Origin of the sequence: Pseudoclavibacter sp. RFBG4, assembly GCF_002931515.1 — a bacterium.
Lineage (GTDB): Bacteria > Actinomycetota > Actinomycetes > Actinomycetales > Microbacteriaceae > Pseudoclavibacter.
This window is the reverse complement of the sequence record NZ_PSYC01000024.1, coordinates 434,796-449,714: the sequence shown is the minus strand read 5'-3', so window position 1 is coordinate 449,714 and position 14,919 is coordinate 434,796. Positions and strand designations below refer to the sequence as shown.

Annotated in this window: 11 protein-coding genes; 4 read left to right on the top strand and 7 right to left on the bottom strand. The window is 67.3% G+C overall.

Features of this window, described 5'->3' with window-relative positions; translation table 11 throughout:
• Positions 1 to 23 precede the first annotated feature (23 nt).
• Positions 24 to 851 carry a 3-methyl-2-oxobutanoate hydroxymethyltransferase gene (gene panB, locus C5E10_RS09030; RefSeq protein ID WP_228502331.1) on the bottom strand — a complete coding sequence of 276 codons (828 nt, stop codon included), beginning with the start codon at positions 849 to 851 and terminating at the stop codon, positions 24 to 26.
• Positions 852 to 926: 75 nt separating this feature from the next.
• On the opposite strand from panB, the gene glnA (C5E10_RS09025) reads away from it, so the two are divergent.
• A complete protein-coding gene (glnA, locus tag C5E10_RS09025) occupies positions 927 to 2,264 on the top strand; it encodes a type I glutamate--ammonia ligase (RefSeq protein ID WP_104241365.1) in 1,338 nt (445 codons plus the stop codon).
• Positions 2,265 to 2,267: 3 nt separating this feature from the next.
• Positions 2,268 to 5,285, top strand: coding sequence for a bifunctional [glutamine synthetase] adenylyltransferase/[glutamine synthetase]-adenylyl-L-tyrosine phosphorylase (locus tag C5E10_RS09020; protein ID WP_104331322.1), 3,018 nt, complete (start codon positions 2,268 to 2,270; stop codon positions 5,283 to 5,285).
• Positions 5,286 to 5,343: 58 nt separating this feature from the next.
• On the opposite strand, the gene C5E10_RS09015 is transcribed toward C5E10_RS09020, so the two are convergent.
• Positions 5,344 to 5,670, bottom strand: a complete 327-nt coding sequence (locus C5E10_RS09015; RefSeq protein ID WP_104331321.1) for a hypothetical protein — start codon at positions 5,668 to 5,670, stop codon at positions 5,344 to 5,346.
• A 134-nt stretch (positions 5,671 to 5,804) separates the two neighbouring features.
• Positions 5,805 to 7,229 (bottom strand): type I glutamate--ammonia ligase, encoded by a 1,425-nt coding sequence (gene glnA, locus C5E10_RS09010; RefSeq protein ID WP_068492563.1) that lies wholly within the window; start codon positions 7,227 to 7,229, stop codon positions 5,805 to 5,807.
• A gap of 165 nt (positions 7,230 to 7,394) precedes the next feature.
• On the opposite strand from glnA (C5E10_RS09010), the gene C5E10_RS09005 reads away from it, so the two are divergent.
• Entirely contained in the window at positions 7,395 to 7,820 is a 426-nt protein-coding gene (locus C5E10_RS09005) for an RDD family protein (RefSeq protein ID WP_104241362.1), read from the top strand.
• Between the two features lie 36 nt (positions 7,821 to 7,856).
• Here C5E10_RS09005 and C5E10_RS09000 read toward each other — a convergent pair whose 3' ends face one another.
• The gene (locus C5E10_RS09000) at positions 7,857 to 8,576 is read right to left on the bottom strand and encodes a DUF4191 domain-containing protein (protein ID WP_104298719.1); all 720 of its coding nucleotides are present in this window, start codon (positions 8,574 to 8,576) and stop codon (positions 7,857 to 7,859) included.
• Between the two features lie 116 nt (positions 8,577 to 8,692).
• Between C5E10_RS09000 and C5E10_RS08995 the strand changes: the two genes are divergently transcribed.
• Positions 8,693 to 10,426, top strand: coding sequence for a hypothetical protein (locus C5E10_RS08995; RefSeq protein WP_104331320.1), 1,734 nt, complete (start codon positions 8,693 to 8,695; stop codon positions 10,424 to 10,426).
• A gap of 5 nt (positions 10,427 to 10,431) precedes the next feature.
• Here C5E10_RS08995 and sucB read toward each other — a convergent pair whose 3' ends face one another.
• The 3 genes from sucB to C5E10_RS08980 form a co-directional block, all read right to left on the bottom strand.
• On the bottom strand, positions 10,432 to 11,913 hold the full coding sequence (gene sucB / locus C5E10_RS08990) for a 2-oxoglutarate dehydrogenase, E2 component, dihydrolipoamide succinyltransferase (protein ID WP_104331319.1): 1,482 nt from the start codon (positions 11,911 to 11,913) through the stop codon (positions 10,432 to 10,434).
• A gap of 32 nt (positions 11,914 to 11,945) precedes the next feature.
• Positions 11,946 to 13,346 carry a dihydrolipoyl dehydrogenase gene (lpdA, locus tag C5E10_RS08985; protein ID WP_374953494.1) on the bottom strand — a complete coding sequence of 467 codons (1,401 nt, stop codon included), beginning with the start codon at positions 13,344 to 13,346 and terminating at the stop codon, positions 11,946 to 11,948.
• Positions 13,347 to 13,437: 91 nt separating this feature from the next.
• A complete protein-coding gene (locus C5E10_RS08980) occupies positions 13,438 to 14,904 on the bottom strand; it encodes a leucyl aminopeptidase (RefSeq protein WP_104331399.1) in 1,467 nt (488 codons plus the stop codon).
• Positions 14,905 to 14,919 lie beyond the last annotated feature (15 nt).

Genomic DNA, 14,919 nt, shown 5'->3' with positions numbered 1-14,919 from the left:
CCCTCCTCGTTCTCGAGGCGGCCCTAGCCGGACTGGTCCTCGAAGCTCTCCGCCTCCGAGGGGAACGCGCCTGACTTGACCTCGTCGCGGTAGCTCGATGCGGCGTCGAGGAGGATGCCGCGCAGGTCGGCGTACTTGCGCACGAAGCGCGGCATGCGACCGGTGCCGAGGCCCATCGCGTCGGTCCACACGAGGATCTGGCCGTCGCACTCGGCACCGGCGCCGATGCCGATGGTCGGGATGACGAGCTCCCGCGTGATCTCCGCGGCCAGGACGGCTGGGACCATCTCGAGGACCACGCTGAACGCGCCGGCGTCCTGCACCGCCCGAGCGTCCGCTCGAACTCGCTCCGCCGCGTCGCCTCGGCCCTGCACGACGTGCCCGCCGAGACCGTGCTCGCTCTGCGGGGTGTAGCCGATGTGGGCCATCACGGGGATCCCGGCCTCGACGATGCGCTTGATGGTGGCCTGCGAACGCACGCCGCCCTCGAGCTTCACGGCCTGCACGCCGGCCTCCTTCATGAACCTGACCGCGGTGTCCAGAGCCTGCTCGGGTCCGCGCTCGTAGCTGCCGAACGGGAGATCTGCGACGACGAGGGCTCGCGACACGCCGCGTGCGACGGAGCGTGCCATGGGAATCAGCTCGTCGACCGTGACGGGCAGCGTCGAGGTCTCACCGAGCACGGTGGTGGCCGCGGAGTCTCCGACGAGGAGCACGTCGATGCCTGCCTCGTCAAACACCGCAGCGGTCATGGCGTCGTAGCTCGTGAGCGCGGTGATGCGCTCGCCGGCGGCCTTGGCCGTCTGAAAGTGTCGAATTCGGACTCGCTTCGGTGCACTGGCCTGAGACATGCAGGCCATCATACGGCGGGGCGGCCTCAGGCCCAGTAGCCTAGGGGGAGGCGCACAACAAGAATTGGAGCCCGAGTGGACAAGCAGCAGGACTTCGTACTCCGCCAGATCGAGGAGCGCGGGATCAAGTTCATCCGCCTGTGGTTTACGGATGTTCTCGGAACACTGAAGTCCGTGGCAATCGCACCGGCGGAGGTGGAGGGTGCCTTCAACGAGGGCATCGGACTCGACGGCTCAGCCGTCGAGGGGTTCACGAGGCGGTCTGAGGCCGACATGCTCCTGCACCCGGATCCGTCGACGTTCCAGATGCTTCCGTGGCGCGGTGAGATCGACCCGACAGCTCGGATGTTCTGCGACATCTCCACTCCGGACGGGCAGCCCTCGGTCACCGACCCGCGCCGCGTGCTTCGCCGTGCGCTGGACGTGGCGTCGGCGCAGGGCTTCACCTTCTACGTGCACCCCGAGATCGAGTTCTACCTGCTGAAGTCCGACGAGGCGCTCAGCGGAGAGCCCGTACCGGCAGACAATGCGGGCTACTTCGACAACGTGCCAGGCGGAACCGCTCACGACTTCCGTCGTCGCGCAGTGCGCATCCTGGAAGACCTGGGCATCTCGGTCGAGTACAGCCACCACGAGGCTGGCCCGGGGCAGAACGAGATCGACCTCAGGTTCTCGGATGCGCTCAACACCGCCGACAACGTCATGACGTTCCGCACCGTGGTCAAGGAAGTCGCCATCGAGCAGGGCGTGTACGCCACGTTCATGCCCAAGCCGATGTGGCAGCACCCTGGCAGCGGCATGCACACGCACGTCTCGCTCTTCGAGGGCGACACGAACGTGTTCCACGAGCCGGGCGCCGAGTACCAGCTGTCGAAGATCGGCAGGCACTTCGTCGCGGGTCTCCTCAAGCACGCGCCGGAGATCACGGCTGTGACGAACCAGTTCGTCAACTCCTACAAGCGCATCTGGGGCGGAGACGAGGCCCCGAGCTACGCGTGCTGGGGCCACAACAACAGCTCTGCGCTCGTGCGCATCCCGACCTACAAGCCGAACAAGGGCGGCTCGGCTCGGGTCGAGTACCGCGGCATCGACTCCGCGGCCAACCCGTATCTCGCGTACGCGGTCCTGTTGTCGGCCGGCCTCAAGGGCGTGTCGGAGGAGTACGAGCTCCCTGCCGAGATCGAGGGAGACATCTGGGAGATGTCGCCGCGTGAGCGCAGCGTGCTCGGCTTCGACCCGCTGCCCTCGAGCCTCAACGAGGCCATCGCCATCATGGAGAACTCGGAGCTCGTCGCCGAGACGCTCGGAGAGCAGGTCTTCGCCTACTTCCTCGCGAACAAGCGTGCGGAATGGAAGCAGTACCGCGCTCAGGTGACGCCGTTCGAGCTCGCCTCGAACCTGCACTCCTTGTAAGCCGTGCGCTCTGACGGTCTGCGAACGCGCCTCGCGAGGGCGGGTTTCGCTGCGCCCAGCGAAGCCGAGCCGCGCCTTGTGGAGCTCGCCGAGCTGACCGGGGTGCGTGCAGACGACGTGTTCTCCGTCGTCGACGAGCGCGTCGCCGATCCGGACCAGGCGCTCCAGTGGCTCGTGTATCTCGCGCGGCAGCACCCGAGTGCCGTCGACTCGCTGTTCGCGGAGCGACCCAACGCCAAGACGGTTGTCCGTCTGCTCGGGGCGTCGACAGGCCTGGCCGAGTTCTTCCTGCGCCACCCGCGCACGATGGAGGTCGTGCAGTCCGGCGAGTCCGAGCTGCCGACCCGCGCCGAGCTGCAACGCCGGATGGCGGCGAGTGTCGGCGTCGACGCCGACCAGGCGGACGCCGACGGCGGATTCGGCATGGCTGTCGCGCAGATCACGGGCTCTGAGGCGATTCGATCCCTCCGCATCCGCTACCGCACCGAACTGGCCCGCATCACCGCCTTCGACCTGGCCCAGGACGACCAGCGCGGATGCGTCCGCGAGGTGAGTCGTGCTCTTGCCGACCTCGCGGGAGAGACGCTGGATGCCGCGATCATGGTCGCCCGTGCAGAGACCCAGGCGCCACCGAGCGGATTCGGACGCTTCCCTGCCGAGGACGTCGAGTGCGTTCGCCTCTCGGTGATCGGCATGGGCAAGGCCGGCGCCGAGGAGCTCAACTACATCAGCGACGTCGACATCATGTTCGTCGCCGAATCGTCCGATCCGGAGCGCGTCGCTGTCCCGAAGGCCGTCGAGATCGGCACGAGGCTCGCCAGCCTCACGATGCGCGTCATCGACTCGACGGACATCGAGCCAGCGCTCTGGGAGGTGGATGCCAACCTCAGGCCGGAGGGCAAGGACGGTGCGCTGGTGCGCACGATCGACTCGTACGCGCGCTACTACGAGCGGTGGGCGAAGAACTGGGAGTTCCAGGCACTCATCAAGTCCAGGGCCATGGCGGGCGACCTGAGGCTCGGAGAGGAATTCGAGCGCCGCGTCGAGCCGCTGATCTGGGCGAGCGCCAGCCGCGCGGACTTCGTCGACCAGGTACGGGCGATGCGCGAGCGCGTGACCGAGCACATCCCTGCGGAGGAAGTCGATCTGCAGATCAAGCTCGGACCTGGCGGGCTCCGCGACATCGAGTTCACTGTCCAGCTCCTGCAGCTCGTGCATGGTCAGCATGACGAGACCGTGAGGGAACGGTCGACGCTCGCGGCGCTCGAGGCGCTCAGCGAGGGCGGCTACATCGGGCGCGACGACGCGAATCAGTTCTCCTCCGACTACGAGTTCCTTCGCCTGCTCGAGCACCGAATCCAGCTGCGTGCCCTGCGGCGCACGCACCTCATGCCGACAAGCGACATCGAACGTGCCGTCTTGGCTCGCTCGGCGAGCTTCGCGAATTCACGCGAGCTCACCGACGAGTGGCAGCGGGTGAAGCTCCGTGTCCGCGGTCTGCACGAGAAGGTCTTCTATCGCCCGCTGCTCTCCGCGGTCGCGGCGCTGCCCACCGAGGGGTTCGCGTTGAGCTCGGACCAGGCGGAGGCTCGCCTGCGCGCCATCGGCTTCCTCGACCCGCGGGGCGCGCTCGCGCACATCACTGCGCTCGTGAAGGGGGTGTCCCGCAGAGCGATCATGCAGCGCACGCTGCTGCCGGTGCTCATCGACTGGTTCTCGCAGGGCAGCGACCCCGACAGCGGCTTCCTCGCCTTCAGGAAGCTCTCGGAGCGGCTCGGCGACACCGCGTGGTACCTGAGACTCCTGCGCGACAGCTCGGCGGCGGCCAAGCGGCTCACGCAGCTGCTCTCCGGCTCGAAGTTCGCAGCAGAGTTCTTCGAGCTCTACCCGGAGGCGGTGAAGTGGCTGGACGACGACGCCCAGCTGAAGCCCCGCACCCTCACCGCGCTGCTCGACGAGGTCGCCACCACGATCCGCCGTCACGACGACGAGGTTGCCCTTCGGAGGGCCCTTCGCACGTTCCGTCGGCGCGAGGTCCTGCGCCTGGCCATCGGCGGTCTCCTCAGCCTCATCGACATCAAGCAGACGGGAGCCGGCCTCTCCGATATCGCGACGGCGACACTCCAGGGTGCGTACGACGCGGTCCGACGTATCGACAAGGTCGAGTACCCGCCGTTCGCGATCATCGCCATGGGCCGCTACGGCGGTCGCGAGCTCGGCTTCGGCTCGGATCTCGACGTCCTCTACGTCTTCGAGAAGGGCGACTTCGAGAACCCCGACCTGGCGAGTCGGCGAGCGCTGTCGCTCGTGCACCGGATCGTGGAGTTCACGGCCGACCCGCGCATGCCGATCGACCTGGATGCGGGGCTCCGCCCTGAGGGCAAGTCCGGGCCCCTCGTCCGGTCGCTGTCCGCCTACCGCAGCTACTACGCCCGCTGGTCGCTCGGCTGGGAGACCCAGGCGCTCCTGCGTGCCCACGACGTCGTCGGGGATGCCAACGTGCGTGACCGGTTCATGGACCTCGTCGACGAGGTCCGGTACGGCAAGGAGCTGTCCGAGGACGGCCTTCGCGAGGTGCGGCGCATCAAGGCGAGGGTGGAGAACGAGCGGCTGCCGCAGGGAGCGGACCCGACGCGACACCTCAAGCTCGGACGCGGCTCGCTGAGCGACGTCGAGTGGCTCGCTCAGACGCTGCAGCTGCAGCACGCGACGCACCGCACGTCCCTTCGGACGACGTCGACGTTCGGCACCATCGACGCTGCACAGGACGAGGAGCTGCTGACGCCAACCGACGCCAACCAGCTTCGTGACGCCTGGCTGCTGGCCTCGCGGGTGCGCTCGGCGCTGTACCTGGCGACGAACAAGCAGTCCGACCTGCTTCCCCAGGACGGTCCGACGCTCGATGCTGTGGCACGTGCGCTGGGCTACGCGCCGGGCTCGGGCCCGCATCTCGAGGACGACTACCTCGGCGAGACCCGCCGCGCTCGTCGCGTGTTCGAGCGGCTCTTCTACGGCGAGTAGCCGCCGGCTCCTTGCTCCGTCAGACGCGGACGAGGCACGAGGACTGAGAGCCTAGGACCTAGGACTGAGCGGCCTGCTGCTCGATGATGGCGCGCTCGAGGCTGTCGGCGATCAGGACGGCGTCGAGGCCGGACTGCCTGCCGATGCCGACGGCGTGCTGGGCCTCATGCGAGGCGAGCGCCTGCAGCGCGGACTTCGGCGTCGTGAATTCGTGGGCGAGGAGCTCGTCGATGGCGCTGTCGACGTCCGCGTTGTGCCGGTGCCAGTCCTCGCTCTGCGGCTCGGACGAGAGCCGACGGACGGCCGCGGCGTGAATGCTCGCGGCGAACCGCTTGTGGTGGTCGATCGCGGCCAGAGCTTGCTCGTGGAGTTCTGCTTCATCCATCCACCCAGCCTGCCATGCCATGCAGCGCCTACCTGGACGGCACGGAGGCGCGGACGCGCACACCGCCAGATGCAAAACGCCCGGCCCGCCTCGCAGCTTGCGAGACGGGCCGGGCGTGGAGCTACCTCGACGAGTTAGACGCCGTAGTAGAGCTCGAACTCGTACGGGTGCGGGCGCTGCGCGAGCGGCTGCACCTCGTTGACCGTCTTGTAGTTGATCCAGTTCTCGATGAGCTCCGGCGTGAAGACGTTGCCCTTGGTGAGGTACTCGTGGTCAGCCTCGAGAGCTGCGAGCGCCTCAGGCAGCGAGGTGGCCAGCTGCGGGATGCTCTTCGCCTCTTCCGGGGGAAGCTCGTAGAGGTCCTTGTCGACGGGCTCGTGCGGCTCGATGCGGTTCTGGATACCGTCGAGGCCTGCCATGAGCTGGGCCGCGAACGCGAGGTACGGGTTGGCCGAGGCGTCCGGTGCGCGGAACTCGATGCGCTTCGCCTTCGGGTTGGAGCCCGTGATCGGGATGCGGATCGCAGCCGAGCGGTTTCCTGCCGAGTAGACCAGGTTGATGGGAGCCTCGAAGCCCTTCACCAGGCGGTGGTAGGAGTTCGTGGTCGGGTTGGTGAACGCTGCGAGCGAGTTGGCGTGCGCAAGCAGACCGCCGATGTACCAGCGAGCCGTGTCGGAGAGCGAACCGTAGCCGGCCTCGTCGTAGAAGAGCGGCTCGCCGTCCTTCCAGAGCGACTGGTGCGTGTGCATGCCCGAGCCGTTGTCGTTATAGAGCGGCTTCGGCATGAACGTGGCCGACTTGCCCCACTGCTCAGCGGTGTTCTTGACGATGTACTTGAACTTCAGGATATCATCTGCAGCGCTGACCATCGTGTCGAAGCGGTAGTTGATCTCCTGCTGCCCGCCGGTGCCCACCTCGTGGTGCGAGCGCTCGAGGATGAAACCAGCCTCGATGAGCTTGAGCGTGATGTCGTCGCGCAGGTCTGCCGTCTTGTCGACGGGGGAGACGGGGAAGTAGCCACCCTTGAACGGCGTCTTGTTGCCGAGGTTGCCGCCTTCTTCCTCGCGGCCGGAGTTCCAGGCACCCTCTTCGGAGTCGACCGAGTAGAAGCTCTGGTTCGACGTCACGGAGTAGCGCACGTCGTCGAAGATGTAGAACTCGGCCTCTGGAGCGAAGAACGCCGTGTCGGCGATGCCGGTCGAGGACAGGTAGTCGACAGCCTTCTTCGCGACCTGGCGCGGGTCGCGGTGGTAGATCTCACCGGTGCGCGGGTTGTAGATGTCGAAGACCATGATCAGGGTCTTCGCGTCGCGGAACGGGTCGAGGTACGCGGTCGTCACGTCGGGGATGAGCTGCATGTCCGACTCGTGGATCGACGCGAAACCGCGGATCGAGGAGCCGTCGAAGAGCTGGCCGACGGAGAAGAACTCCTCGTCGACGGTCGACGCGGGGATGTTGAAGTGCTGCTGCACACCCGGGAGGTCGGTGAAGCGGATGTCGAGGAACTTGACATCGTTATCGGCGATATAGGCGAGGACTTCAGACGGTTCTTTGAACATGGCTTCTCCGGGTCGTGTCGAAGGTGTTGGCGGACGGGGTCCTGTCACAAGCTAACCACTCGCTGTTGCCCCTTGGTCACTGTTATGTTTCGGGCACGTTACGCAGAGCGTGATATGTGGGCATGCGCACCGAGGAGGCTCGGATCGCGAAGGTAAACTGTCCGGATGCCCGCACAGTCAAGCAGTCCGGAGTTCGCACGCCCGGAGAATAACCGCTACCCGGGCTACCGCCTCGGCTATCCCGAGGAAGGGCGAGGCTCGATTGGGCCCATGCGTCGACGCATCCCCGCCCTCATCGTGGACTACGCCCTCGCTGCCGGCGTCGCGTTCCTCTTCTTCGACTACGAGTCGATCGCGATCCTGCTCCTCTTCTTCTCCATGAGCTCCGTCGGCATCATGCTCTTCGGGGGCTCGGCTGGACACCTGCTGTTCCGGATGCGCGTGACCAGACTCGATGGCTCAGCACCCGGCTACGTGCGTCCCCTCATCCGCCAGCTCCTCGTGACGCTCGTGCTGCCCATGCTCGTCTGGGACAGCGACCAGCGCGGCGGCCACGACATCATGACAAAACTCGCCCTGCGGCTCGTGTAGAGCGACAGGGCGAGTCTCTGGCGGGGATGCAGCGGATCAGCGCATCTGCGAACGCGAGGAGCGCATCCGCATCGGGTCGATGCCCTTGGGGATCGGGAGCGCGTTGCTGCCGAGCGCCTTGAGTCGGCTCGTCACGGCGACGATCTCCGGCTTGGTGAGCTTCTTCGGGAGCTTGTTGAGGGTCTTGCGCACCTTGACGAGCTTCACGTCGTCGGCGCCCGTCCCCACGTGGAAGTGGTGGATGGGCACGTTCGGCAGGATTCGCGCGGTCTTGCGGCGCTCGTCGTCGAGCAGTCGCTTGGTGCCGGACTTGCTGCCTTCAGTGAGGATGACAACGCCGGGCTTGCCGATCGCACGGTAGACCGCATCCTGCGTCTTCGCGTTGAAGGCGACCGGCATCTCGCTGGTCTGCCAGGTTCCGCGCATGGCGCTGGTGAGGACCTGGCCGGTTGCACCGGCACGCCCTTCGAGCTGCCCGAAGGCCACCCGCTCGGCGCGCCAGTTCAGCGTGAACATGAAGAGGAGCACGCCGACCATGAGGCCGAGGATCATCGTGAGGATCCAGATGAGCGCGTTCGATCCGGGCAGGAAGATGCTCACGAGCGCTGCGATGATCAGGGGGACGAGCACGGCAGCGGCCATGATCCAAGGTGCGGTCTTGTCGTACTTGACCGTCATCTTGAGGACTTGCCAGATCTGCTTGAAGCGACCTGGTTCTTTTTCCGCTGCTGCGCTGGCTTGTGGAGAGTTCGCCATAGTGCATCCAGAATACCGGCACTTCACCCTGTATTCACATTCGGACTCGTGACGACTTCTCCACAGACGATGAAGCTGGCCCGCTCCACGGGTGTCGGGACCGTCAGACTCGCGTCGTGCGAGCCAGAAATCTGCCAGGAACCGACCGCTTCGACCGCCCCGAGTACTTCGACGTCGTGGGCTGGCGGGTCGTCGAGGTGCTCGCCGACAGGGGTGCCTGGCAGCGCCTCCTGGCGGTGTCGAAGGAACAGGCGGCACCGGATGAGGAGGAATGGCTCTCCGGAGCGGCTGATGTCTCCGTCCCGCGGCGTCCTGCGGCGGGACTCCTCGGCACGGTCGAGCTTGTCGTTGAAGTCGAGGCGAGCGGGGGCCCGACACTGAACGAACTCTGCGAGATCTTCGACGAGATCAGCGCTCCGAGCGTTCCCGCGTTGCTGGATGTGGGCCTGACGGACCACCGACAGACCGTGGCGGTACTCGAAGCGACGACCGGCTCCAGCGTGGGGGAGCTACTCGACCGGACCCACCCCCTCTCGACCGGTGAGATCGTGACGATCCTCGCCCCGATCGCGGAGACGCTCGCGGAGCTTCACCGAGCGAGTCTGGCTCTCGGCGGCTTGAGCCCCGACGACGTTCGACTCACCGCCCAGGGGCGCCCCGTCGTCAAGAGGTGGGACACGCTGTCACGCCTCGAGAGGTCCGACGACCGGCTGCAGCCCGGCATCGTCCGTGACTGGAAGGCCTTCGAGGGCTTCGCAGATCTGGTGCTCGCTCAGCTGCCGACCGAGCTCGAGCTCCCGGCGGCACTCGAGCGCGAACTCGATAGGTGCCTGAGCGGTGACGTGGATGCAGAGCTGCCAGAGCGGCTGCTCGACGCGCTCTTCGCCTGGCACGACGCCAGGGACATCCAGGACCCGGCCGCGGGAGAGCGCACTCCTCACCGGGCCCTGCTGGCGCACGAGTCGACGCTGCCTCACGCGACTCCGCCTGTCGACGAGCACGAGGACTTCGCTTCGGCGGGTGCCGATACACGCCGCTTGACCAACTCGTTGCTCGACGGCGATGACGACAACACAGACGAGGCGGACGGCGACTTCGATGACGCAGGCGCAGGAAGAGTCGTCCGCCGCGCGCACTCCGCGCGGGCCCGAGGGGAAGGCAGACGTCGAGACCGCCCCGAGGCTCCCGATCAGCGGGCGTCTCGTGGTGGGCGAGGCAGGAGGCGGCAGCGGGCGCGTCGGCAGCCCGGCTTCCTGCGCCGCACGCTGGGCACCATCAGGCTCCCCTTTCGCATCGCGGCAGCTGCCGCGATGGTCCTGTGCATCTGCGCCGCGGCCCTGGGGCTGCTCGGCGAGGTACCTGGTGGGGGAGAGGGGTCGGCGTCGAGCGTGCCGACGAGCGATGCTGGGCCTGCGCAGACAGCTGAGTCGGGCCCTCCGAGCTCCGGTTACCCGCCGGGTGAAGAGGCGACACCCGTCGCCGATTCAGCTGCGGCCCCTGACTGGCGCGCACGCACCATGACGGAGGATCCGACCGTCGCCGTGCTGGCTCTGGTCGAGCGGCGGGCCGAGTGCCTTGCCAGCGAGACGGCGGGTTGCCTCGAGGAGGTCTACCAGAGTGACGCGCCTGGCCTGCACGCGGACCTCGCCCGCGGAGGGGGCGCAGCAGATCAGCTCGCGGGACTGACAGCGGCGACACTCAGGGATCGCTACGGCGACCTCGTCGTGGTTGATCTGTGGACAGCGGACGCGGTTCAGGCCGCAGAGACACCACCGGCCTCCCTCACGATCACTCGTGGGGAGGCCGGTTGGCGTCTGCGGGATATCCGAGGAGCGGCAGCTCCCCAGTGACGGCTCTAGAGCCCGAGCTGTCCTTCGAACGCGCCCTCTTCGAGGCGGTTCTTCACCTGCGAGAGGAAGCGAGCCGCGTCGGCACCGTCGATGATGCGGTGGTCGTAGCTCAGTGCGAGGAAGACCAGCGAGCGAATCGCGATGGACTCCTGGCCGTCTGCCGTCTTCACGACAGCCGGCCGCTTCGCGACGATCCCGGTCCCGAGGATCGCGCTCTGCGGGAGGAAGACGACTGGCGTGTCGAACAGCGCGCCGCGCGAGCCCGTGTTCGTGACCGTGAACGTTCCGCCGGCCAGCTCGTCCGGGAGCAGCTTGTTGTCGCGCGTGCGCTCGGCGAGATCAGCGATCTGCCCCGCGAGGCCGGCGATGTCGAACTGCGACGCCTTCTTGATGACCGGCGTGAGCAGGCCGCGCTCGGTGTCGACAGCCATCGCGATGTTCTCGGACTCCGGGTAGACGATGGAATCTCCGTCGACCGTGGAGTTGATGATCGGGAAGCTCTGGAGCGCTTCCGCCGCCGCAAGGGTGAAGAACGGCAGGAACGAGAGCTTGTTGCCCGTCTTCGCGTGGAAGTCGCCCTTGACGCGGTCGCGCAGCTGCGCGATGCGAGTCACGTCGACCTCGACGACCGTCGTGAGCTGGGCCGTCGAGTTCATCGAAGCGACAGCACGCTCGGCGACGACCTTGCGGAGACGCGACATCTTCGCCGTCGTGCCACGCAGCTCGGAGACCTCGAACGGAGTGGGCTCGCCGGGGGTGCCGGCCGTGGCTGCCGCTGCCGGAGCTGCGGACTTGCTCGACTCCGCGAAGGCGACGACGTCTTCCTTGCGGATGCGCCCGCCGACTCCGGTGCCCTGGACCTTCGAGAGGTCGACGCCAGCGTCTGCCGCGAGCTTGCGAACGAGCGGCGTGACGTAGCGGGGGTCGGAGCTCGAGGCGGCCTGAGCCGTCTCACCAGCCTGCTTGGGCTGCGAAGGCTGCTTGGGCTGCGCCGGCGGCTTCGGAGCGGAAGCGGACTGCTGCGCCGTCTGCGCGGCAGGGGTCGCTGCCTGCTTCGCGGGAGCCTCAGACGTCGTCTCCTTCTCGGGAGCCGGCTCTGCGTAGCCCTCGTCTTCCTTGTCTGCAGGGGCCTCTTCGGCCTCGGGAGCCGCGGCGGGCTGCGAGGTCGACTCGGCTGCTTCCTCGACCTCGGGCTCGGCCTGAGCCTCTTCGGCCTTAGGGGCGCTGTCGTCCGAGGACGACGCGCCGGAGCCGTCGCCGAGGCGAGCGAGCACTGCGCCGACCTCGACGGTCTCGTCTTCGCCCACGAGGATCTCCTCGAGGACGCCGGCGATGGGCGACGGGATCTCGGTGTCGACCTTGTCCGTCGAGACCTCGAGCAGTGGCTCGTCGACCTCGACGGTGTCGCCGACGCTCTTCAGCCAGCGGGTGACGGTTCCTTCGGTGACACTCTCGCCGAGTGCCGGGAGCGTTACGTCTTCGCTCATGATGTGGGTTCTCCTTGAGTGGTTCTGGCTGGTCAGAGGGCGTGCAGCGGGACTCCGGCGAGCAGACGCGCTGCCTCGCCGATCGTCTCACCCTGCGTCGGGTGGGCGTGGATGAGGTGCGCGACGTCCTCTGGGTAGGCCTCCCAGTTGACGATGAGCTGAGCTTCGCTCACGAGCTCGCCGACGCGGCCGCCGATCATGTGGACACCGACGATCGGGCCGTCGTTGACGCGCACGAGCTTGACGGTGCCGCTTGTGCCGAGGATCGAGCTCTTCGCGTTGCCCGCGAGGTTGTACTCGGCCGTGGAGATGGCGTCGTCGCCGAACTTCTCCTTCGCCTTCGCCTCGGAGTAGCCGACAGATGCGATCTCAGGGTCGGAGTACGTGATCTTCGGGATGTTGATGTCCTCGACCTGCACGGGGTTGAGGCCGGCGATCTGCTCGGCGACGAAGATGCCGTGCTGGTAGCTGCGGTGCGCGAGCTGGAGGCCGGGCACGATGTCGCCGATGGCGTAGACGCCGGGGACGTTGGTCTGCAGTGTCTCGTCGACGGGCACGAAGCCGCGGTCCGTCGTGACGCCGACCTCTTCGAGGCCGATGCCGTTGGTCACAGGGCCGCGACCGACTGCGACGAGGAGCAGGTCTGCGTCGAGCACGTCGCCCGACTCGAGCTCGACGTGCACGCCGTACTCGTCCTGCGTGACGCCCTTGAAGCGGACGCCGAGCTTGAAGTCGATGCCACGCTTCTTGTAGGCGCGCTCGAGCTGCTTGGAGACGGACTCCTCTTCAGCGGGAGCGAGGTGCTTGAGGCCCTCGACGATCGTGACCTCGACGCCGAACGAACGCCAGACGCTGGCGAACTCCAGGCCGATGACGCCGCCACCGAGGATGACGACGCGGTTCGGGAGCCACTCGAGCTCGAGCGCCTGCTCGCTCGTGATGACGTTGCCCGAGATCTCGAGGCCCGGCAGCGAACGCGAGAAGGACCCGGTTGCGAGGACGACGTTCTTGCCCGTGAGCGTGTCGTCTCCGACCTGGACGGTCGTGGGGGAGACGAGCTTTCCCTCTCCCTGGAAGACGGTGACGCCCTTGGCCTTCAGGAGGCCCTGGAGGCCCTTGAACTTGCTGGCGACGATGCCCTCGCGGAAGGCGTTGACCTTCACGATGTCGACGCCCTGGAACTCGGTGAGCACACCGACCGATGATGCCTCGTGTGCGTTGTCGGCAAGCTCTGCCGCGTGGAGCATGGCCTTCGTAGGCACGCAGCCACGGTGGAGGCAGGTGCCTCCGAGCTTGTCCTTCTCAACCAGAGCGACGGTTGAGCCCAGCTGAACGGCGCGGATAGCTGCGGCGTATCCCGCACTTCCTCCGCCAAGGACGACGAGGTCGAAATTGTGTTCTGACACCCGGAAAACTCCCTCAATGGAATTCATAGAGAAGCGGCGGCCGGTTTCTGGTCGCCACGCGCGGCGAAATTACCCCTCAGGGAAGCCTACACGCGTCGAACTGGCAGGAATAACCAGCTCAGGAACGGGACTCGAGCAGTGCGATGAGCGTTCGCACCATGACGCCGGTGGCGCCCTTGGGGACGTAGCCGTAGGCGGCCGAGGTGTTGTTCGAGGGGCCCGCGATGTCGAGGTGCACCCAGGGGATGGCACCTTCGCCGTCGGCTCGTTCGCCGACGAAGCGCTCGAGGAACGCGGCCGCGACGAGCATGCCGGCCGAGCGGTTGCCGGAGCGCATGTTGGCGAGGTCCGCGACGGGGGACTTGAGCGTGTCGCCGACCTCCTCCGGGATGGGCATCGCCCAGGAGGGCTCGCCGATCGAGCGCGATGCCTCGACGACGCTGCTGGTCCAGGCGTCGTCGTTGCCCATGACCGCGGTGGTCCGGTCGCCCAGGGCGACGATCTGGGCGCCGGTCAGCGTCGCGATGTCGATGATGAGGTCGGGGTGCTCCTCGCTGGCAGCGGCGATGCCGTCGGCCATGACGATGCGGCCCTCCGCGTCGGTGTTGGTGATCTCGACGGTCTTGCCTCCGTAGATCGTCACGACGTCGTCGGGTCGTGTGGCCGTGCTCGAAGGCATGTTCTCGGCGATGCAGAGCCAGCCCGTGATCGCGACCTTGATGTCGAGCTCGACCGCGGCCTGGAGGACGCCGACGATCGTCGCCGCTCCGGCCATGTCGAACTTCATGCCGACCATCGAGCCGGCTGGCTTGAGCGAGAGCCCGCCTGTGTCGAAGGTGATGCCCTTCCCGACGAGCGCGACGTGCAGTTGCGCGCCTTCCGGCCGGTAGTCGAGACGGACGAGACGTGGGCCGCGCGAGGAGCCCTGTCCAACGGCCGTCAGGCCGCCGAAGCCCCCCTCGCGCAGCTGCTCGGCGTCCCAGACCCGGGACTCGATGCCCTTCGACTCTGCGACTCGCACCGCGATGTCGGCGAGGGCGGCGGGCGGGAGGTCGTTCGGTGGCGTGTTGACGGCGTCCTGGACCAGAGCGACGGACGACGCGATGGCGCTCACCCTGGCGATCTCGGCGGATGCGCGAGCGTCATCGGCAGTCACGACGCTGATCGTCGCCAGCGCGGCGTCATCTTCCTCGGACTTGTAGGGCGTGAAGCGGTAGCTGGCCAGCACGGCGCCGAGGAGGACAGCCTCGCGGATCGCTGGGTCGAGGGCGTCGACATCGATGGAGATGGCCGAGGTGGCGACCGCGCGAGCCAGGGCGCCTCCTGCTCGCCTCGCCTGCTCCTCGTCGCTCGCGTCGCCGAGACCGAGGGCGATGGCCGCCCGGACACCCCCGTCGACCGGGATGGCGATCTTCTGCGTCTCGCCGCTCTTGCCGAGGAAGCCCGTGGCCTCGAGATACGGCTCGAGGTCCGGCAGCCCGGCGGGAGCCGAGACGGTGAGCGATTCCTCCAGCCGGATCACGGGGAGCACCAGCAGCTGTGCATCGGGAGCGGATTCGGCGAGTTCCAGGGTGGCAAGCGTCATGCAGGCCAGCATATT

Coding starts and splice junctions, on each gene's coding strand:
- panB (WP_228502331.1), bottom strand. CDS start 851: ATGTCTCAGGCCAGTGCACCGAAGCGAGTCCGAATTCGACACTTTCAG.
- C5E10_RS09015 (WP_104331321.1), bottom strand. CDS start 5,670: ATGGATGAAGCAGAACTCCACGAGCAAGCTCTGGCCGCGATCGACCAC.
- glnA (WP_068492563.1), bottom strand. CDS start 7,229: ATGTTCAAAGAACCGTCTGAAGTCCTCGCCTATATCGCCGATAACGAT.
- C5E10_RS09005 (WP_104241362.1), top strand. CDS start 7,395: ATGCCCGCACAGTCAAGCAGTCCGGAGTTCGCACGCCCGGAGAATAAC.
- C5E10_RS09000 (WP_104298719.1), bottom strand. CDS start 8,576: ATGGCGAACTCTCCACAAGCCAGCGCAGCAGCGGAAAAAGAACCAGGT.
- sucB (WP_104331319.1), bottom strand. CDS start 11,913: ATGAGCGAAGACGTAACGCTCCCGGCACTCGGCGAGAGTGTCACCGAA.
- lpdA (WP_374953494.1), bottom strand. CDS start 13,346: ATGAATTCCATTGAGGGAGTTTTCCGGGTGTCAGAACACAATTTCGAC.
- C5E10_RS08980 (WP_104331399.1), bottom strand. CDS start 14,904: ATGACGCTTGCCACCCTGGAACTCGCCGAATCCGCTCCCGATGCACAG.